The 20146-nt window shown below is 33.8% G+C and carries 16 protein-coding genes; 9 read left to right on the forward strand and 7 right to left on the reverse strand.

All coding sequences use genetic code 11. The annotated features are described in order from the left end of the window. Positions 1 to 123: 123 nt before the first annotated feature. Entirely contained in the window at positions 124 to 726 is a 603-nt protein-coding gene (hsp20, locus tag NFRAN_RS10720; protein WP_232037997.1) for an archaeal heat shock protein Hsp20, read from the forward strand. Positions 727 to 1371: 645 nt separating this feature from the next. On the opposite strand, the gene NFRAN_RS10725 is transcribed toward hsp20 (NFRAN_RS10720), so the two are convergent. Both NFRAN_RS10725 and NFRAN_RS10730 read right to left on the reverse strand, forming a co-directional pair. After that, on the reverse strand, positions 1372 to 1668 hold the full coding sequence (locus NFRAN_RS10725; RefSeq protein WP_134484987.1) for a hypothetical protein: 297 nt from the start codon (positions 1666 to 1668) through the stop codon (positions 1372 to 1374). Between the two features lie 502 nt (positions 1669 to 2170). After that, complete coding sequence (locus NFRAN_RS10730) at positions 2171 to 2776, reverse strand: DDE-type integrase/transposase/recombinase (protein WP_134483188.1); 606 nt, start codon at positions 2774 to 2776, stop codon at positions 2171 to 2173. Positions 2777 to 2985: 209 nt separating this feature from the next. Here NFRAN_RS10730 and hsp20 (NFRAN_RS10735) point away from each other — a divergent pair, with 209 nt between their 5' ends. Further along, positions 2986 to 3654 (forward strand): archaeal heat shock protein Hsp20, encoded by a 669-nt coding sequence (hsp20, locus tag NFRAN_RS10735; RefSeq protein WP_232037998.1) that lies wholly within the window; start codon positions 2986 to 2988, stop codon positions 3652 to 3654. 267 nt (positions 3655 to 3921) lie between these two features. On the opposite strand, the gene NFRAN_RS10740 is transcribed toward hsp20 (NFRAN_RS10735), so the two are convergent. Continuing rightward, on the reverse strand, positions 3922 to 4551 hold the full coding sequence (locus NFRAN_RS10740; protein ID WP_134484988.1) for a hypothetical protein: 630 nt from the start codon (positions 4549 to 4551) through the stop codon (positions 3922 to 3924). 735 nt (positions 4552 to 5286) lie between these two features. Here NFRAN_RS10740 and NFRAN_RS10745 point away from each other — a divergent pair. From NFRAN_RS10745 to NFRAN_RS10775, 6 genes are all read left to right on the forward strand, one after another. Further along, a complete protein-coding gene (locus tag NFRAN_RS10745; RefSeq protein WP_134484989.1) occupies positions 5287 to 6255 on the forward strand; it encodes a cache domain-containing protein in 969 nt (322 codons plus the stop codon). Positions 6256 to 6878: 623 nt separating this feature from the next. After that, the gene (locus NFRAN_RS10755) at positions 6879 to 7958 is read left to right on the forward strand and encodes a class I SAM-dependent methyltransferase (protein WP_134484991.1); all 1080 of its coding nucleotides are present in this window, start codon (positions 6879 to 6881) and stop codon (positions 7956 to 7958) included. A gap of 491 nt (positions 7959 to 8449) precedes the next feature. Next, the gene (locus NFRAN_RS10760) at positions 8450 to 9535 is read left to right on the forward strand and encodes an SLC13 family permease (RefSeq protein ID WP_134484992.1); all 1086 of its coding nucleotides are present in this window, start codon (positions 8450 to 8452) and stop codon (positions 9533 to 9535) included. Then, positions 9520 to 9888, forward strand: a complete 369-nt coding sequence (locus tag NFRAN_RS10765; protein ID WP_134484993.1) for an SLC13 family permease — start codon at positions 9520 to 9522, stop codon at positions 9886 to 9888. Before NFRAN_RS10760 ends, NFRAN_RS10765 begins: the two co-directional genes overlap by 16 nt. 155 nt (positions 9889 to 10043) lie before the next feature. Then, positions 10044 to 11450: a cation:proton antiporter gene (locus NFRAN_RS10770; RefSeq protein WP_232037999.1), complete on the forward strand. Its 1407-nt coding sequence runs from the start codon at positions 10044 to 10046 to the stop codon at positions 11448 to 11450. 190 nt (positions 11451 to 11640) lie between these two features. Next, positions 11641 to 11931 carry a hypothetical protein gene (locus NFRAN_RS10775; RefSeq protein ID WP_134484994.1) on the forward strand — a complete coding sequence of 97 codons (291 nt, stop codon included), beginning with the start codon at positions 11641 to 11643 and terminating at the stop codon, positions 11929 to 11931. A 290-nt stretch (positions 11932 to 12221) separates the two neighbouring features. Here NFRAN_RS10775 and NFRAN_RS10780 read toward each other — a convergent pair whose 3' ends face one another. The 4 genes from NFRAN_RS10780 to NFRAN_RS10795 all read right to left on the reverse strand — a co-directional run bounded on the left by NFRAN_RS10780 (position 12222) and on the right by NFRAN_RS10795 (position 18984). Beyond that, entirely contained in the window at positions 12222 to 12629 is a 408-nt protein-coding gene (locus NFRAN_RS10780) for a response regulator (protein ID WP_134484995.1), read from the reverse strand. Positions 12630 to 14412: 1783 nt separating this feature from the next. After that, a complete protein-coding gene (locus tag NFRAN_RS10785) occupies positions 14413 to 16320 on the reverse strand; it encodes a sensor histidine kinase (RefSeq protein ID WP_134484996.1) in 1908 nt (635 codons plus the stop codon). 300 nt (positions 16321 to 16620) lie between these two features. Continuing rightward, a complete protein-coding gene (locus NFRAN_RS10790) occupies positions 16621 to 17154 on the reverse strand; it encodes a hypothetical protein (protein ID WP_134484997.1) in 534 nt (177 codons plus the stop codon). An 858-nt stretch (positions 17155 to 18012) separates the two neighbouring features. Beyond that, on the reverse strand, positions 18013 to 18984 hold the full coding sequence (locus tag NFRAN_RS10795; protein WP_172602306.1) for a cache domain-containing protein: 972 nt from the start codon (positions 18982 to 18984) through the stop codon (positions 18013 to 18015). A 502-nt stretch (positions 18985 to 19486) separates the two neighbouring features. Here NFRAN_RS10795 and NFRAN_RS10800 point away from each other — a divergent pair. After that, positions 19487 to 19975, forward strand: coding sequence for an FxLYD domain-containing protein (locus tag NFRAN_RS10800; protein ID WP_134484999.1), 489 nt, complete (start codon positions 19487 to 19489; stop codon positions 19973 to 19975). Positions 19976 to 20146: the final 171 nt, after the last annotated feature.

Genomic DNA, 20146 nt, shown 5'->3' on the forward strand with positions numbered 1-20146 from the left:
CTTCTAGTAATGGGTTTTACAATAAGTTAGAAAAAAATATAAATCTTAATTTACTATACAACTTTGGTGAACTGAAAAACGAGTAGAATACCGTTTGATAACAGGCGCTGGTTTAGGGGATTTTTGGATAGAAATGTTGATAATCTGATGAGAAAGGGTTTTTGGAACTCGTTTGATTTCGATCTCTTTAGGGAGTTTGAATATATGCAAAGGGAGATGAATGCAATGTTAGATCAATTTGATAAATTTACTGCTAATCCACCTAAAGAGTTGGTACGGGAATATGAAGGCAATAATGGATCAAAGGTAAGAGAAGTCGGACCTATAATCTATGGATATTCAATGACCATCGGACCAGATGGTAGACTAAAAATACAAGAATTCGGGAATGTTAAACCAAAGTATTCACGCTTTGAAAGCGGGACCTCCCATCCAAGGATATCTGCTGAAAGAGAACCTTTAGTGGATATTAATCTCACAGATAGAGAGGTGAAAGTTGTCTTGGAAATACCTGGAGTAAAGAAGGATAACATAAAGATAAATGCATATGATGGGATATTAGAAATAACAACTAGTGAATCACATAGAAAATATCATAGGACTCTGGAGTTGCCTGAAGAGGCAGACATTGATACCGCAAGAGCAACTTATAATAATGGAATTATAGAGATAACTTTTAACAAAAAGACCAACAAAAGTAACGGAAAGGAGATTAAAATCGACTAGGATTCACAAAAGCTATTTGACAATATTCGATCCTTTGTAATAGGGTTTGGAAATTACTCTTTTATCCAAGTAACAGGATTTAAAGTTAATCCAAACAACTTTTCTTTCTACCTAGTAATAAAAATCTAATATTTTAATTCCAATTTGACACTGCTTGTTCAAATTACCACGATCTTTTATTATAGAACATTTGATGAATATGTAGATGTAATTGTTTGATGCGATTATCAAAATGATGACGAAGGGTCTATCATATACCATATTTTGCATCGGTAGGTTATGGCTGTATTGAGCTTTAAATACAGTACCTAATTGTTAGTGTAGCTTATTTCATTATTTGATGCATTTATCATCATATCTTCCTAGTAATACGCTCTGAATATAATGTCTGTGTTGTTAATCATATCAAATGTCTTTGCATGATTATATCTTTGAGAGGAAGAAAGGTTTCTATACTATGAACCATGAATAAATAGACAAAAGGCAGACTCACCAGAAACTGTTTGGAATAAAATTCTATTTGGGTAATAACTTGACAGAATTTGGAGAAGGCTGAATAAAGTTTATGGCTATATTGAATTTACATGATAGTTATTAGATATATTCTGAATAAAAAATAAAAAAAGACGACTGAGTTACTTTAAATTAATCATCGTCTTGTCCTAAATCCCGCTCAAGCTGATCTTCTACATCACCTAGTAAATTATCTGATGTGTCGATGTGGTTCAAAGCACCTGTTAGATTGTTGTTTTGTAATTCAGCAATTGCTTGGTCTAACGATGACTTTATCTGTTCAATATCCTCTACGCTAACCTCCGTTGTTTGCGAAGTTGTTGAATTCTGTTGGGCCAAAACGGGGGAATTTGCCATCAGATTTGGGAATAACCCTAGAAAAATTGCAACAATACCTATAGTCATAATAATATTTTTTTGCTTTACCATATAAGACAGTAGATTTTCATTGTATTTAAGGTCTATTTACTGAAATACCGTATCAATAATAATTTGAAACTTTTGCATTTAATATATATTATTATAATAAATTTAGCAGACGGGGCTCAATAAAGTTGAAATTAAATACAGTTTGATAACTAATCCCCTTTAAATATAAACAACCCAATTCATATGAAAAATGCTTTTATGCATCTGCCACACGAGATAGAATCTGTATTTCCAAACTGCTCTTTTAACAACTCCATATTTTAGCACGATTTACTTTAATTTAATTCAGTATTCAACTGCTGGTAGTATTTTTTATTCATGCTGAAATCGAGAGAATTTTTTTAATGCCATCATTTTTAGTCTTTATCCACAGTCTACCTCAGCGTATATTGATTCTTAGATGTTTTAGAAATGTGGGTCAAACATCTCTATGCTAATTAACGAATTAGATGTATATACAATGATGCCATATTTTGGGTATCGACCCAGACAACGGCTCTGTTCAGTTAACATGTTTTATTTCATTGTTATGATAGTCTACAAAGAGCCGCAGCCAATTCCGTACATGCTTTAACTTGCAGTTCTTTATTCTACAAGGAAAGTAATCATCGAAACTTTCGGTTCTATCCTTGATATATTGCATCGTTCTTTCGATTACACTTTTCTCGTAAGAAGAATGAATATGGTGATCGAGTTTGAGAAACTGACAAGCCATGGGATACCAAGTCCCACCATCTGTAGAAACTGGGTGCTTTCCATGAACTTTGATCAAATTAGAAAGATATCTTTCTGCAACAAACATGTTTCTCTCTTTGGATATAGAAAGTGCGAGGATCTGTCTGTTTGCAGGCTCTATCGCCACCCAAAGCCAGATGTATTCTGACCCTACCTTCAACATTGTCTCGTCTACAATATATTCTAGAATTCTTCTTCTTGATGCTTTCAATTTTTGAGGCCTGTATTTTTGAATCCAATTCCAGATGGAGACATGGTTTCTTTTATACATCTGAGACAATCTTTCCGAGGCTTTTCTTAAAGATAAACCTGAAAAGTACAAATGTAAGCCATAATACACATACCTTGAAGGTGTTCTGTTTCTGCTAATCATAAAAGAAATAGGACATCTTCAAGCTATAGGTTTATCGTTAAATGAACAGAGCCCAGACAACAGACTAAAAGTTCTAGTAATTTCTGACATCCTTCATGAGCTTTTCAGCATCCTTTTCTACCGAGGTTCTAACCATTACCTATCCACTTAAATAGATTACATTATGTAAGAAATATTTATATATTGTAAAATGTATTACATATAGTACAATGAGTGATAAAGATATAATTCCAAATAACTGGTTCGACCGGTTCTTCAATCTCCCATTTGGAAGAAGAGGACGAGGATTATTCCCTGTATGGAATACAAGAGATATGCTAAGTGAGTTTGATTACATACACGACGAAATGAATAGAATGTTTGATGCCTTTAACAATTTCACAAGTAATGCACCAAAGGAACTCGTTCGAGAATATGAGACAAAAGATGGAAAGAAAGTCAGAGAAGTTGGTCCTATAGTATATGGGTATTCTATGACTATTGGTCCAGATGGAAAGCCTCATGTAAGGGAATTTGGCAATGTCAAATCTCCTCTCAACAATGAAGTACAAATTCTAGGACCACAAGCAGGACACCCGTCTCAAATTTCTGCAGAAAGGGAACCTTTAGTTGATGTCAATACTACGGATAAAGAGGTTAAAGTAATACTTGAAATGCCTGGCATCAAAAAAACCGACATTAAGATAAAAGCATATGACTCTAAAGTTGAAGTAACAACAGCAAAGGATGCTCAGAGAAAATATCATAAAATCGTAGATCTTCCAGAACAAGCAGATCTCGAAACCGCAAAATCGGTATACAACAATGGAATATTGGAAATAACCTTTGACAAAAAGAAGGATGATAAACCAGCAGGGAAGGAAATTAAGGTAGACTAGATCCCAATCGCCTCTTTCTCTCTCCCTTCCTCTTTTTTTTAGCTTGCGTATGTACGATATTTCCACTGGTATTAGAGCAAATTATTTGGTAATTTTAGATACCAATTTAGTATAGTTTGTGATAATCTTATACACAATTAGAGGCTTTTTAATTATTTTAATGACTTTTTATATCTAGATTGTTTTCTTTAAGACATTCCAATTTACCGTATTGGATCTGTATACAGAGATTTTTAAAAAAATAAATGATGTGGAATTTCAAATAGACTATTCAGCGTCGTTTAAGGCTATATCGTTTACTGTTTCAGGCTCAACCAACTTTGCATATAGTTGATATGAGACAAGGAACGGCTCTCCAACCGGAGACCATAAACCTACAGCTCCTGCTACAAACGGCATTGATGCAGAATAGTACGGAGTAGATGTTCCATAGTCAGGTTGAATACCTCCAATGATTTGAGGGGTAACTTCTGTCAAGTTATGAACTGAAGGAGTTGCAATATCTAACCAATTTGGAGCTGATATTCCAAGTTGATCTATTAATTGTGAGAGGGTGGCATTATCGATCCTCGACTGACTTAGGAAGCCAATTTCTACAGGACTGGTCGCTGAATAAGTCAATACACCAGAATAGATCTTACCATCATCCCTATGTGTTAAAATGGGTGCTACTTGGGCAGTTTCATTTTCATATCCAAAAGACGACATTATCCCTTGTCTATAGATTATTTCTTCTGATTCATTTTCGATATTCTGGGCTGCATTATTATCTGCAATGTCTAGAGGAACACTCTGAGCAAACACTGTCCAATCTAGTGTTTTTGAGAAAGTGATCCTCTCACTGTAGTCATTGTTTGTAATTAACGAGGCAGAAGCCAAAGTTAACCCTAGCGCCAAAGCAAAAAAAACAAAGTATTTAGTAATGAATTTCTTGTGGCAATCATTTTGCGTTATTTGATAATAATGGTAAGTAATTAAGTTTTATCCATTGTCGATTCGAGATTCCTTAACAAGTAAAGATGATGTTGAATTGTAATTGTAATACTAGAAAGAGCTTTGCTATATCATAATTGATTCAAGGATAACCAAAAAATAATATATATTACATTTTCACATTTTAGTTTTATGATATTATTTAACACATGAAAACAATACAAAATTGTAAATATCACTTTTAGCTTAATAATGTCAGGTGATGATGTGAGATGGATTCGTCCAGAACACAGAGTCATACGAGAAAACCATTCTCCATGAAATACGCCTCCTAGGACCATATGGAAATCACAAATCCTCCTCATGGCTTCTGTTGAGACCAAGAAGGTATTCAGCTATTATGCCCTGTTTGATCTGTTTCTATACTAGACCTTCTTGGATCTCTTTTAAGATACTGTCACAAAGGTTGAGGTATATTTGAAATTATTACTAGTACTTTGTATAATGTAACGTAATGTAATTATTCATTCTACTTATTTTAAGAGGATGTTCTTTGAGTATAACATCCAATAATAACGATTGACTGACTATATTGACGAACGCAATATCTTGTTTAACATAAAATAGTATATATGAACATAGTTATCCGTTAAAGAGCAATTAAAATCTTATAAATAACAATAACCATGAGTTAACGCAATGTTAAAAAAACTCCAATCTAGGGCATCAACTTTGTCCTCCACAATACTCTTATTAAGCTCGTTTATGGCTGTCTTGTTCTTTCTAACGATACCCGTTATGGATGTTTTCTCACAAACAAATGACTCTATGATACAAAACGATGTGCTTCTTAGTTCCGATGTTAATGGATTTCAGCAGTCAAATGGTCCAAACACCGAACTACTAGATAATTTGGGACTTTCTACAACCTACCAATCGGTAGAACGAGAGATATCTCAAGTCATGAACCTTGCACATCAATCGATGAATTTAACGAATTCCTTTGGAACCTTTCCTTTGGCGAATATAACTGCAGATATGCAGCAACAATATCAAGGAATTGCTAGTGATCAAGATACAGAAAGAAGAAACGAAGCAAAAACCCTTCTTGCAACAAATCCCTACTTGTCGTTCATAGGGATGACGCTTCCAAATGGAGATACTTATTTTAGTGAACCGTTCTTTCCTTCTCAGACAAATAGTTCCAAACATAACTATGGATATAGAGAACACATAAACGGTGCGATGGAGTCGAAAAGTCCATATTTAAGTAACGTCATCACTGCTGCATCGACTGGGAAACCTCTTGTTGTTTTGGCTAGCCCAATTTATTCAGGAAAACAGGCAAACGATACTCTTATAGGGGTATTAGCACTTGGGTTGAATCTAAGTCAATTTGATGAATTGTTAAAAGCAGAGTCTGTTGGCAAGAATGATACTAGACTACTTCTGCTAGATAATAACGGCACTAAAATAGCTGATTCGCAATCTAATAATACCAGTAAATTAGAATCCTTCAAGGACTTGCAAAGTTTTGAAAATGCTAAAAACGGAGAAGTAGGTTCTGTCGTGGAAAGCATTGATGGAAAAAATGTGACAATTTCTTATACACCACTTAGCTTTGCTCAATCAAAATGGATACTGCTATCAATGACTCCTAAAGAATAATAACATCTGAATTCTCTAAATTTCTATTTTTATTTTTGGCTTTTTGGTTTATCTTTTCGAAATACATAATACGATGACAGGGAGTATTTGTTTTTGAATTTAAAAGATACTGCTATACTTACAAGTGACGAATCATGATGAGCAAAAAAAATCATTAAAAAGAATTCATCATTTTAGTATCTCCAAATTCGTCATAGAATGTCTGTGTAGGTGTGCATGGTCATAACATAAATACTCCGAACAAACACTACATTTGCAGATTACTTTGTTAGAACATGGCTCTGTCATGCATCTTAACGATTCTCTTTCTTTCACGCTTGTCGAAATACTCGGATTCTTGCTTCCAGTTGTATATCTATCAACAAGTGTGCTAGATGACGATGTCTTTGACATGCCTATCATTCTTCTGTGATATTTGTTATATAAAAATATTAGTATAAAAAATTATATATCATTGTATTGGTTTAAAAAAATTCTATTTTTGTTTTAAGGATTTAAATTGATTCTCCGTCCGTCTGGCTCTACCAGAGCATGATATATACTCTCTCTATCTCTACGTTTGATAAAAGGTTTACATAATCAAGTTTTAATATTACCTTGTAACTGTTATTGCTGAAAATTGCATGAATGTTAATACTAAATCAACTTCAATAGATAATAACAAGCTTGAGAAATTCGTCATGAAGTCTGTTGAAGATATGGGAAGTAGTGTAAATGCATTGATGATCATGCTAGGTGATAGATTAGGTCTGTATAAAGCCCTACAGCAATACGGTCCTCTAACATCAGAAGAACTTGCCCAAAAGACCGAAACCTCTGAACGTTACATAAGAGAATGGCTTGCAAGCCAAGCTGCTGCGGAATATATTACATACGATTCAGCAAATAGAAAGTTTGCACTGCCGCCTGAAAATGCAATGGTTTTGGCAGACGAAAATAGCCCTGTATTTATTATGGGGGGTTATCAGTTGGTAAGATCATTATTTAAGGACGAAGACAAATTTGCAGAGATATTCAAAACAGGTAAAGGGTTTAGATGGGGTGAACATCATCATGACTTATTTGAAGGAACTGCAAGGTACTTTAAGACTGGATACCTTAGTAATCTGGTCCAATCATGGATACCTTCACTAGAAGGAATGGAGGAAAGACTAAAGAAAGGCGCAAAGGTTGCTGACATTGGATGCGGCTACGGTATTTCTACCACAATAATGGCAAAATCTTTTCCTAACTCGCAGTTTTATGGCTTTGATAATCATGCACCGTCAATAGAGATTGCAAAGGAAAATGCTGTAAAAGAAAATGTAAAAGCTAATACAAATTTTCAGGTAGTCTCTGCTACAGATAATTCTATAGGTAGCGATTATGATTTAGTCGCCTTTTTTGATTGTCTTCATGATATGGGTGATCCACTTGGATCTCTCAAGTTAGCAAGACAATCTCTAAAGAGTGATGGAGCTTGCATGATTGTCGAACCCCTTGCAAACGATAGATTAGAAGATAATCTGAATCTAAATGGCAAAATATCTTATGCAGTTTCATCTGTCGTGTGTGTTCCAAATTCTCTTGCCGACAATGGTCCTGCATTAGGTGCTCAGGCAGGTGAACAAAAGATAAGGGACCTTGCACATGAAGCGGGGTTTTCGAGATTTAGGCGAATTGCTCAAACTCCTTTAAACATCGTTTATGAAGCCCGAGCCTAAATCTTTATTTTTATTCTTGGTTGATTAGTCGACTAAGGTGATCTGTTCAGATGGATAATAGAATAGGATTGTGTCTATATTCAATGACCGTATAGATTGAAAATTTGAATTCGTATAGCAATAGACATCATGACGCATTCCTGTGATACATATATTATGTAATTCCATTGAAAATGGGCATTAATTAAGACACTTTGTATTGATTGCTTAACTATGGAACTTTTATCAATTTCCAGATTGAATGATTCAAGTATCGCTAATGATAATTGGCTTGAAATAAAAATAGGCTGTCATTTTAGAAAAACAGGAAATCTTCTTTGTTCTTGTGAATATTGAAAAATGATTATGAGGAGAAGGAAATTGTAATCTCTCATTTCAAATTATTGAAAAGGTATTTTGAAAACAATGAGTCAATTTGTTGAATATCGAATTCTAAACTATGACCTCTATGTATAAAAATAACACACAATATATTCAAATAGATTATCGATTTGCAGAAAAAATTTACTATTGGTATATCTTTAATTGCAATTTACCTTGTTATTCTTTTTACTGTTCCTTCTCTTGTATTTGAAAAGAGTGTTACTCCCATAATTGCTGGTATTACCATAATCATGGTGGCAGTTTACGTCGTACTTGGACTTGACATTCTCCATAGGACGATTATTGTAATGTTTGGGGCAATTATATCCATTGTATTAGCTATTATTCTGGGATCTCTTTACGCTGAAGATAGCCTGCATTTTGTTATAGAATCCGTAGACTTTAACACCATAGGTCTCTTGCTTGGGATGATGATTTTGGTTGCAGTACTTGGAGAGACGGGTGTATTTCATCAAATCGGAATAAAGCTAGGCAAGATTAGCAAGGGTAACGTCTGGACACTAATGGTATTGTTATGTACCTTTACAGCTGTTGCATCAATGTTTGTTGACAATGTCACAACCATATTGTTAATGGTTCCTGTTACCCTCTCTATAATGCGAACTTTGGGACTAAACCCTTTTCCCTTCATTGTGGCTCAAGTTCTAGCTTCAAATATTGGGGGCTCTGCAACCCTGATAGGCGATCCTCCGAATATCTTAATCGGATCTGCTGCAGGTATCGATTTTAATTCCTTCCTGATATATATGGGACCCACTATTGCAGTGACTTTTGTATTTTCTTTATTGTTATTAAAACTCTTTTTCAGAAATGATCTGAAAAACGCCCAAAAAATTGAACAGCAAGAAGATATCCAAGATTTGATGAATAGGGATGAAAATGTAATAGTAACACATCATAAGGGGTTGCTTTTAAAATCCATGATCGTTATAGTGGGTGTAATTATTCTATTTTCCTTGCAAACTATAACACATTTGGAGGTATCAATAGTGGCAATAGGTGGAGCAGCCGCCCTATTAGTCATAGCTAGAGTTCCACTAGAAAAAATATTACATGAAGTTGATTGGGCAACTTTATTATTTTTTGTAGGTCTGTTTGTCATAGTAGGAGTAGCCGAACATGCAGGACTCATAAACATACTTGCAAATTTGGCTATCAATATAACTGGAGGTGACCCATGGTTAACTTTATGATAACATGGCTGTCAGCTATCGCAGGTTCATTTATTGATAACATTCCATTTACAACTACAATGATACCACTGGTTCATTCGTTACATACAGATCCAACTATTGCAGCAGCTTTTGGTAGCGGTAGCAGATATGAGTTTAGTCCATTGTGGTGGGGTTTTGCATTGGGAGCAGACTTGGGTGGTAACGGAACTTTGATAGGATCTAGTGCTGGCGTAGTAGCCGCTGGGTTAAGTCAAAAGTTTGGACATAACATATCTTTTACAAGATGGTTCAAAATAGGATTCCCATTTATGCTGTTGACCCTTGCGGTTGGTAATATAGTCCTTTATGCATTGCTTTTGTTTGTTTATTGAAGAAAGGGACATAATTATTTTTTTATTAATATTTCAAAACAGCCGCCAAATAATAAAATATTCGTATAAAATGATGTAATGAATTACATATGGAATAAACCCATATCTAATATTTTGTAAAAATTTAATAAACGTGGTGAAAATTATAATTAGGGGTGAGGGATGCTAGGTATGTTTTGTTATTTGTTGCCATCTTAAGCGTAATTTTCTTAACTAGTTCCTTGGGAGCTGAGAATGGATTCTCTGTGTTAGGGCTAATTCCCTTTGCTAATTCTTCGACATCTTCAACATCATCAGGTACTCCACTAACTAGTTCTCCGCTAGAATTGCTTGTGCAGGATTTTGCTGTAATTATGATAGTTGCTACAGTAATGCTGTTTATTACCTACAAACTAAAACAATCTGCAGTTATTGGATATATTATTGCAGGTATGATTATTGGCCCGTATACTCCTCCTTTCTCACTTATATTCAATATTGATACTCTAAATGCCTTTGCAGAGCTTGGCATAATAATGCTGTTATTTGTAATTGGAACTGATTTTCCGATCAAACGATTAAGATCTGTTGGACGAATTTCTGCGATTGTAGCCGTAGCAGAAACTTTGGGAACACTTTTGTTTACATTCATTGTTGCACAGATTCTAGGATTCTCCTATTTTGATTCTTTATTCATTGCGCTAGCGTTGTCTATCACAAGTACTGCAGTTACAATAAAAATATTAGAAGAGCTGAATATGATAAGAGATCAATCTACAACTTTACTACTTGGTATATCAATAGTCGAAGACATTCTTGCAATCACAATTTTAGGTATATTACAATCAGTAGCTGCACAAGAAGGTGATGTATCTATTGTAAATGTCGTAACATCAATTTTAATTGTTGGTGCATTTATAGGCGGCACTCTAGTAATTGGTTCAAGAATCGTTCCTAAATTGGTTGATAGGTTAAGTAAAGTCAATGATTACGCAATGATACTGATCTCAATTTTGGGCCTGGCTTTCTTTTTATCCTTTTTAGCACAATCTATTGGACTGTCAGTTGCAACAGGTGCCTTCTTGGCTGGTGTGCTTATAGCTGAGGCAAAAAGCGCGTCTGTTGCCCGTGTAATTACTACACCGCTAAGAGACATGTTTGCTGCGTTGTTTTTTATTTCCATAGGCGCACTTATGGATATATCCCTGGTACCTGCCTTTCTGATACCTGCAATAATTCTTGTCGCCGTATCAATTGTTTCAAAATTTGGCATAGTGAGTGGCATGCTATCATTGGCCAAATATGGATCGACTACAGCTGTTAGAACAGGAATAGGGATATCTGCTGCAAGGGGGGAATTATCTTTGGTTGTAGTCAAAGCTGGACAGGACGTTGGAGCTATTTCCAATTCGGTTTTTCCCGTATTAGGTGTAGTAACCATTCTTACTACATTTTTGACTCCTTATTTTCTAAAATTGGGAAAGCTTGTCAAGTTTTCTTCTGATTCTACTGATGGCACTTCTACAACAAAAACGCCTACCAAATCAAATAAAGACGACGAACATCCTCCAAAATCAACCTAATAAGTAGATGGACGTATATGTATGTGTGCTTGACACCCGAAAATGAATGAAAATGCTGACCTGTTGATAACCTCAAAATTTTATTTGGATGATGACACTGATAAAGAATGAACAACACAATTGAAATGGTCAAAAACGATTTGACAGCGAGTTTATAAGATACCTGTATGATTAAATGACAATATCCCGAATGTCTGATAAAAATTCCGAATTGGATACTCTTGATGCTGGTACCATGGAGTTTATGAAATGGCTGGCAAACAAAGATACAAATTCTGAAAATACTTTGATAATAGTTAAAGACTATTTTGATAATAAATATGTCATTTTGTTTGACAAGAGCATTTTAAATAATGTAATTGTAGCTTATAGGGAAGGTATGCCATATTGTGTGACCTGTAATACTGATGATTGCGGTCATGTGGGTTTTGCAATCTGTTTAAAGCAAGACTATGACCGAGATGATCAAGCGATATTTTGATTTATTCTTGTTTTATTAACTTATGTTTGGAAGTCCGTGGTTTAAAATCTACTTATCTGGGTTCATCTTTTAAATCAAACGTTCTATACTAATTTAACTAGCTTTATTAGACCTGCCAGTACTGATTTTAACGCTATTTCAGAACAAATAAGTAATCAGATAAACCGGCTCTGACAAATCTTTTAGAACGTTATTTTTTACTTTGGTATGGTATTTAGATCTATTCCCACGAACCATAACCTTCGCAATCCTGCAAAACCTTCAAGGATTTACAAACCAACTTTACAGGATTAATTCTTCAATTCGTTATTGATCATTTCTCGTAGTTCTGAAAAACGAACGGGTTTTTGAAGTAGCCTGTCAATCTTGGCCGCATTGTAATCGGGATGATTTTTCAAGTCAACAATATCAAAGGCTGTCATTAAGAATATCTTGATTTTATCATTTTCTTCTCTAATTTTTCTTGCCAATTCTATTCCACAAATTCCTGGCATACGCATATCGGTAATTAATATTGAATGGTTATCTGGTGTTTCTTTAAAATATTCTAATGCTAATAAAGGATCAGAGAAAGATATTGCATCGTAACCCACATTTGTCAAAAATGTCTTAAATAAAGAAGCCAACTCCATTTCGTCATCTACTATTACTATCGAATGCGATGAAGATGATGATGGATTTGCATCTTTTAGAGACACTAAAGTCTTTACTATTTAAATTTATTTAACCTTAACTATGTAAATCTCGTAATACACTATTTCGCCATGCTTCTACGCATAAACATTTTTGATACCCTTACAATCAGGTCACATGCAAAACGTTTTTGCAAACAAGATATCAAGATTATGAGACTTATCTTTCACAGAAAGCGCATTTCAGTTTTTCTTAATCTGTTGTTTCTCGAAAAATTATCTGTTTTTTTGTCACCATATTTATTTATGATCGGCGCTAGAATTTGCCAAAAATCTCTCATTTGATTTTTATAGAATATAAAAACTAACCAAATTTAGATGCAGTAAGGGTGAACTATTTCTTGGATACGTCACGCCTTCACATTCTTGAGAAGATATATTTTATATAGCAGATATCCGATTGATTTTCCTTTTAAATTATTATTCTATTGACTATATAATTATACTCCGATTTTCTAGAATTTCCTTCCCATATAATGCTGCTGTATTGCATTGTAACTTGTGTTTTCTATTTTAAGAGTAGGCTGAAACATTTATCTAACAATACTGTTGTCATCGCTTGAAGGTGTTATTCTTGGTTACAATTTTATTTTATTTTATTTTCTTTTAGTTGTGTTATCTATTAAGACAACAGTTTCTATAATTAGGTAATTTATTTCTTGGTTGATCATTGGATGTATAATGAAATAACTCTTCTCGTTTATTCTTTCCTGGTATATGGTTCTTACTGACAATTATATTTTTTGTAGATATGCGTGTTCCAATCATGTCATGTTAGTAATAATGTTGGTCATTAACTTTTAGTTAGCGAGCTAGAGCAGAAGGAGAAGAGCAAAGTGGTCGTGTTAATGGGAAAGAAATATTCTACGACTTAGTTGAGCGAGATTAGAATAGAGGCAATATGTTTAGAAGAGTACATAGCTAACGCCTCTATTCTTATGCATATATTTTTTATCTTCCCGGCCCTTGTGTCAAGTCTAGAAGATATAAATTATTATATATCATACTATAAAAGATGTGATCATTTGGGTATCCGTATCACGTCGATTTGCAAGAATGCCTTATGCATGTGGTTCTCGATTCAGTAAAGAAGCACTTGACACATTCTAAAAAGACCCCGGGTAACTAATTATTGTACCATTTTGATACCTATGGATGAATGAAGTTTCCAGAGATCTTGATCGTAATTATTCTGTAAATAGACTGGTCTATAACCGTATAAATTAGAACATGTTCCTGTTTTCCCCGCTTAGCTGGATATATGATTTTATTTTTATTCTAGACATACAAATCGTGCTCATTAACTTCCAAAATTCTTTCTGAATTTCTGGGTTTTAGTGCCACTAGAATGCCGCATTGTAATTTGCATTATATGATTTAGGGAAACAAAATACTGTTACTTGGTTTAGTCATGACCTTGACCGAAAATCTCATACACTAGTATATATTGTCTCTACCGAACTTATCGGTAGATAGATTTAATGATACATAGATATTTTCCACCTGATCGAGATCCATACATCAGTCAATCATTCGTTCTCTTATACTCTAGTTCATGTAGATAAGGAACCTTTCTAATATTGCACAATTCTCTAATTTTGAATGATAACTTTTGTGAGTCTATTTCAAGAATTTTGATTTATATCACTTGTCTTTATCTTGACGTAATTCGTAATGTTTAAGAAGTAATTTTTACACTGTAGAAGATCCATTCAAATATAGAAGTAATATAGTTATGCATATATAGTAACGATCTAAATCCTATTTTGTAAGGTTCTCATCTTATGTGTTAAATCAACTTTGGTAAACTGAATACAAAAGTAGAGCCAGGTCTGCCCAAATTATTATATGCCCATATCTTACCACCGTGAGCCTCAACAAGATTCTTGGAAATGTAAAGTCCTAGTCCCGTGCCGATATCAGAATCAGAAACGAATTTTTCAAATAGCTTTGGCAATACATGTGGAGAAATGCCTTTACCACTATCGGATACTTTTACAAAGATATTTTTATTTTCTTCACATGTATTTTTCTGACCCAAACTTTTTTCTCTAATTGTGATATCTATTTTATCATTTCGATTTGAGAACTTTATTGCATTTCCCACAATATTAATGACGATTTGATGCAATCGAGATTTGTCCGCATTTACTATCATCTGCCCATCAATACCATCGCTGATGAGGATGATATTGATGTTTTTATCCCTTATTTTTTGATTTAATTCGATATTAATCGATTCCTTGATCTCTTTAACTAAATCCAGTCCTTCCTTATGTAGCGACAGACTATTATATAGATTAGATTCAATTCTTGAAACATCTAGAAGTTTGCTTATGAGGTCGTCTAATCGTGCAGAATTTCTAGAAATGATTTCAAAATGTTTTTGTAGATGAGTAATGGTTCGATTTAATTGATTATCTGATTTTATCTTTGGATTTTCTAAAAGATCACCAAAAACCTCTGCATCTAATTCCGCATATCCCATTATTGCTTGGGTTGGAGTTCTTAGTTCATGTGCTGCCGTATTGATAAATTCTCTTTCCATTTCTTCACTTTCTACTAATTTTTCATTAGCAATTCTTAGGCTATCGGAGATTTCGGTTTGTGCCCAAAGAGTTTCAAAAATTGATAGATATGAATTTACTGTGGGTTTGCTTGTTGAAAATGTTGTAAAACCAATAGCACCTTCAAATTTTTCTTTGGTATCATCTTTAACTTCAATTGTTATCAAGTTTTTTCTGTCTGTAATCAAGACGATTGAACTGATGCTTTGTTGTCTTACAATCTCTCTTATAGCAATATTTGCAATACTGTTAACTTTTTCTTTTGAGTATTCTAACAGGAGTATTTCTTTGAGTACATCCACAAAAGGACAAAGAATTCTAATTTGGAAATTAGGTTGATTTTTGAGTTTAAATAAATTAAATAGGCCGATTTCAGCTTGTCTTTTTACAGAATTTAAAGAAGGAAAAATGATCAGTATTTCTTCTTGAGCATTTTCAAGTACTTCTAGAAAAATATTTTTTATTTGAAGTTGGTTTTCAAATACCTTCGTATATTCGTCTTCAACACCCATTACTATCTGGTCTACTCTTTGTTTTGCATCTACGCCGCTTCTCCACATTTCCTCAAAGAATAATTGAAAATGTTTGATATACAGGGGTTCTGTGCTGTACAAGATGTTGTCAAACATTTTACCCTGGTCCATTTTTTCAATCGTGCCTTGAAACTGCTTATCAGATACTGCAAAACTCATGGGTGGTAGATTATTTACATGTCTTATTTCTATACCGATGTTTAGAAATTTATTTATGAGGTCTATCTGCTCATTATTCTTATCAATATGTGTTATCCATCGAACAGCCCCTTTTGCCTTTCCTTCTTTGTATTTTGATAGAAGGTCTACATAAGCATTAAAGAGATCCTTGTTTTCGTAAATCATCTTTAAACCACCTATGGTAGAACAATTCGATATTCCATTATCGCTTTTGCTCACTATGCCTAAAATGGTTGAATATACATCTACGGGATTATCAATAATCCTAGTATCTACTTGCAACAATCTTTTCGGTTCAGTCGAGTGTTGAATTTGGTTAGATGAGTATAAATTTTTATTAACGTCTAACGTAAGGCTGTGATTCTCTACGTCTATCTTCCTATTATTTCCATCTATCTCTCTATCAGAATTTAACAAAATGCTGTTAGACGTTACATAATATTTTTCATCTGATAAAAATATTTGTTAAAGAATCTTGTAACGACGTGCCTTTTTGCCAATTTGAATTGCTAAAGAATTTGCAATTACTATATAGTGCCTTCATAAATACTCTTGAGATGTTAAATTTACTTTACAATGTTTTGTAATGATTCTCTACCCTATCTTCTAATCCAATAAAGCATTATTCTCTGCAACTATATATCTAAATTGATAGCCATAAATCAATGGGCCTTTTAATTAAATTATTTCGCAATGATGGGTAGGCTCTTTTACCTTCTATTCCTCATCGCCATCATCTCCTCCTCCACCACCACTACTATCATCGCCATCATCTCCTCCTCCACCACCACTACTATCATCGCCATCATCTCGACCAACACTCTCTGCTATTTCCCCTCCAGAAATTCTTAGAAAATAGTCTGTTGATTGTTCATCCTTCCACTTCAGGGTAAATTCATAGCCCTCAGCTTCGCTCCTAATAACCTCATCGTCTATTTGTAAAGTAAATGTAGATTTATCACCAGCGCTAATAGTAGTAGGATCTGTACCACTTGATTCGTGTCCTACAATTCCACTATCATTGTAAAAAAGCGCAGATATTTCAACTGATTTTGCAGTGTGAGTTCCATTATTTAAGATCTCGCCAACAAGCTGATCAACAAAAGGGTTGTTATAATACTGTTGATTAAGCAATATCATATCAAATTGTTTTATGTTCTGTTGACCCAAGACATCTATATACTGACTTTGATTTAATACCAGCAAAGTTGATAACACAAACGCTAATCCAAAAATCTTAATATTTAGCATTAATCTCATTTTAACTTACAAAATAACTACCCAGTAGAAAAAACTTTTATTGATATTTTTGTGTTCAAAAATTCAGTTATCCCCAATATCATCAAATCATATTCTAGTTGTCATGCTGGGGCAGAATTTTCTAGTGATTTACTATAAATGGATCACAATGGTGACTAATAGGCGGTCTTACGGGTTGCTAGTTTGTCTTCTTTGTTGGATAACGACTATGAATGGGGATAAATTGGTTGATTTCTAATTGTCCGCAGCTTATGGAGTCGATAGTACTCATTTTGGTTTGTTTGTTGTACTTGTAATAGGAGAGGAATTATTTTTTTTTGGTTATTTCAAAATTTCGGCTAAGAATGAGAACTTATCAGAGAATTAATTTGCCATAGACCTAATTTGTTATATTGTACACCATGATCAGATTCTTTGAAACATCAGTTCAAGAGTTTTTTTGCAAAATCCTACATCTTCCTACATATACTTCCTCTCTGAATTCAAAGTTTAACTGAAATAGAATAAAAACCGCCCAACAAACAAAAAAATTGATAATTAGGATGTTATTAGCAATAGATATTGTCGAATAAAGTTTATAGAGCATATTCATATATGATAAAATAAATAGTAATCCCCTCGTGTCGATCCTTACATTAAGATTTACTTCATTCAATTGACTGTTATTTCTATTTTGATATTGTAATCAGGTAAAGTGAATTTAATTGCAAGTTCCAACAGTGAAATTAATGTATGGGGATATCGATCATGTTCGATGATTATTATGGTTGTTAATGCCTATACTTTACATGCTGTATACTTACATCGAAATAGTCTTTATATTTACATACAGGGTAATAAGGTTAAAGACTAATTATCGCCGATAAAGTTATTACTGCTATTCCCAATAGGATGCATCAAGAGAATTGCCCATCTGTTTTGAAGAGTATCCATAGGATAGTACGAAACAAGCATCATTTCTTGGTTTACCTTCTCAAGGAGAGAGCCAGACTTTCCCTCTATGGCATTCCGATAGCTCTTTAAATTGGAAAATGATTCGTTGTCGTCTACAAAATTCCTTATTTCAGAATCTGCTATCTTTGTATCATTAGAATCAACAAGCACCACTCGTTGACCTTGAGGTATATTATAGGACTGAAGTTCTTTATTTAGCATGTCTAGATTGATAGAACCTGCTATGATTCCTGTCAAATTGCTTCCTTCATTAAAATTACTATCGCTATTTGCAAAAACTGGAACTGCTATGATCGCCCGCTTTAGGCCAGAAGAAGTAGAGGTTATTATGTCTCCCAGATATGTATCATTAGAAGCTCTTGCCCCTTTGAAATATTCGCGGAACCCAAGATTATTCTTTGTTTGGTTACTTTGTAAGGAATAAGGCTCCATAAAGTATGTGTCACCATTGGGAAGAATGAACGATATTCCTGCAATTACTGGATAATAAGAGATTACTTTCTGTGCAATTATTCTTTTTTGTATGTCTGAATCAGATGGGATGCCGTGAAGTGAATCCATAGTTGTATTTAATAACTTGGTATTGGGCATAGATTTCATTTCAGGCATGTTACTTGCAAATTCTAACATGGAGGCTGCTCCTTGAAGTTTACTTTCTAAACTGTAGGCTAGTATCTTTAGGATTAATAGATTGTTATTATTACTAGTGGTTAGATTATTCAAATTAAAGTCTGTTAGGTTGATAAGAGTATTGTTTGCAGAAATTGAAAAATCATTATATGGTACTGTTATTAGTATCAATAAAGTGGTTAAAGTAAAAAAGGATAGTATAGTTACTAATGTCGATCTTTCTGAATAAGATTTCAAATTCAAGTATGCTATTTTAAAATAATCCTGCTTATTAGTTGTTCTACTATAGTTCTAGATATTTTGGTACATAGGGTGACTACCTATAAAAAGAGTGAATATTTTGGCTAATGTTGCTGATACTTTTCTACCATAAATAGGAGGACTAAAATCATTCCTTTACTCTGTGATTTCATTTTTGGTATTGCAAATATTCCCGACTTTCTATCTGCTGTTAATCACTATTAATTAAGAAATTCATATCTATTACTAACTGATCATGATTTTCAGATTGTAATATTATTGTATCTTGTTCCGTCTCTTAATCTGTCACCTAACTTTCTAACAAGCTAGCGAATTTAATCGATGAGATTGTGCAACTGGTTATTTTATTAAAAATCCATATGCCATTAATTTGAAAGGTGGTACCAAAATGTAATTTGATTAACTCTATTATTTTCGTATTTTTATACAAACCATACACAGAGAAAATTTAATTAGCTTCTTCAAATTAGAGAGGATTATGAAAGAAATCTTTTCTATAATACTCGCTACTCTTGGTTTGATTCTAACCACACCTCTTGCATATGGCCAACAATCACTTGATTCTGGAACATCTGCAGACATTGATACTTCATTGAATCAAACTATGAATACTACTGCTACTACTACTGGTGAAACTACGCCTGAGGCTACCATAGGCAAGAGTGAAAATTTTACCATTACTGACCTTAGATTCCGAGCAGAATCAAATCAGATAACGGGGACCATCACAAATAACTCTACAAGTCAACAATCTTACATTACTATTTATGCAGTGCTTTTCGACAAGGATGATTCTTTCCTTGGGATTGCAGAAGGAAGACCGTTAGTAGAATCGCTTCCGCCGGCTGACAATTCACCATTTTCAGTAGATCTATTCACCGGATTTGGACTTTATGCAATGCCTGAGGAAGTAAAGGCTGTTGACCATTATACCATCTATGTAAGAGGATATGATCCGCTATTTTAGAGGAAAACAATAAACCACTAGATGGAAAATAGTAGTTTGTGGTAACCCTTATCGGGTATCAATTTTCTTATTTTTTATCTTCTTGTGATTGCTGAGCGGTATAATATTTTATATGCATAATCTAATTTCTTGGATCTTGAAAACTAGATTCTCTGACTAGGTTTTCAAAAA

The sequence above is a fragment of the Candidatus Nitrosocosmicus franklandus genome, from assembly GCF_900696045.1.
Taxonomy (GTDB): domain Archaea; phylum Thermoproteota; class Nitrososphaeria; order Nitrososphaerales; family Nitrososphaeraceae; genus Nitrosocosmicus; species Nitrosocosmicus franklandus_A.

What these genes read in the sequence shown, in the direction of transcription:
- NFRAN_RS10725 (WP_134484987.1), bottom strand. Translation starts at nt 1,668, where the DNA reads ATGGTAAAGCAAAAAAATATTATTATGACTATAGGTATTGTTGCAATT.
- NFRAN_RS10730 (WP_134483188.1), bottom strand. Translation starts at nt 2,776, where the DNA reads ATGATTAGCAGAAACAGAACACCTTCAAGGTATGTGTATTATGGCTTA.
- hsp20 (WP_232037998.1), top strand. Translation starts at nt 2,986, where the DNA reads ATGAGTGATAAAGATATAATTCCAAATAACTGGTTCGACCGGTTCTTC.
- NFRAN_RS10745 (WP_134484989.1), top strand. Translation starts at nt 5,287, where the DNA reads ATGTTAAAAAAACTCCAATCTAGGGCATCAACTTTGTCCTCCACAATA.
- NFRAN_RS10755 (WP_134484991.1), top strand. Translation starts at nt 6,879, where the DNA reads ATGAATGTTAATACTAAATCAACTTCAATAGATAATAACAAGCTTGAG.
- NFRAN_RS10765 (WP_134484993.1), top strand. Translation starts at nt 9,520, where the DNA reads ATGGTTAACTTTATGATAACATGGCTGTCAGCTATCGCAGGTTCATTT.
- NFRAN_RS10775 (WP_134484994.1), top strand. Translation starts at nt 11,641, where the DNA reads ATGTCTGATAAAAATTCCGAATTGGATACTCTTGATGCTGGTACCATG.
- NFRAN_RS10790 (WP_134484997.1), bottom strand. Translation starts at nt 17,154, where the DNA reads ATGCTAAATATTAAGATTTTTGGATTAGCGTTTGTGTTATCAACTTTG.
- NFRAN_RS10800 (WP_134484999.1), top strand. Translation starts at nt 19,487, where the DNA reads ATGAAAGAAATCTTTTCTATAATACTCGCTACTCTTGGTTTGATTCTA.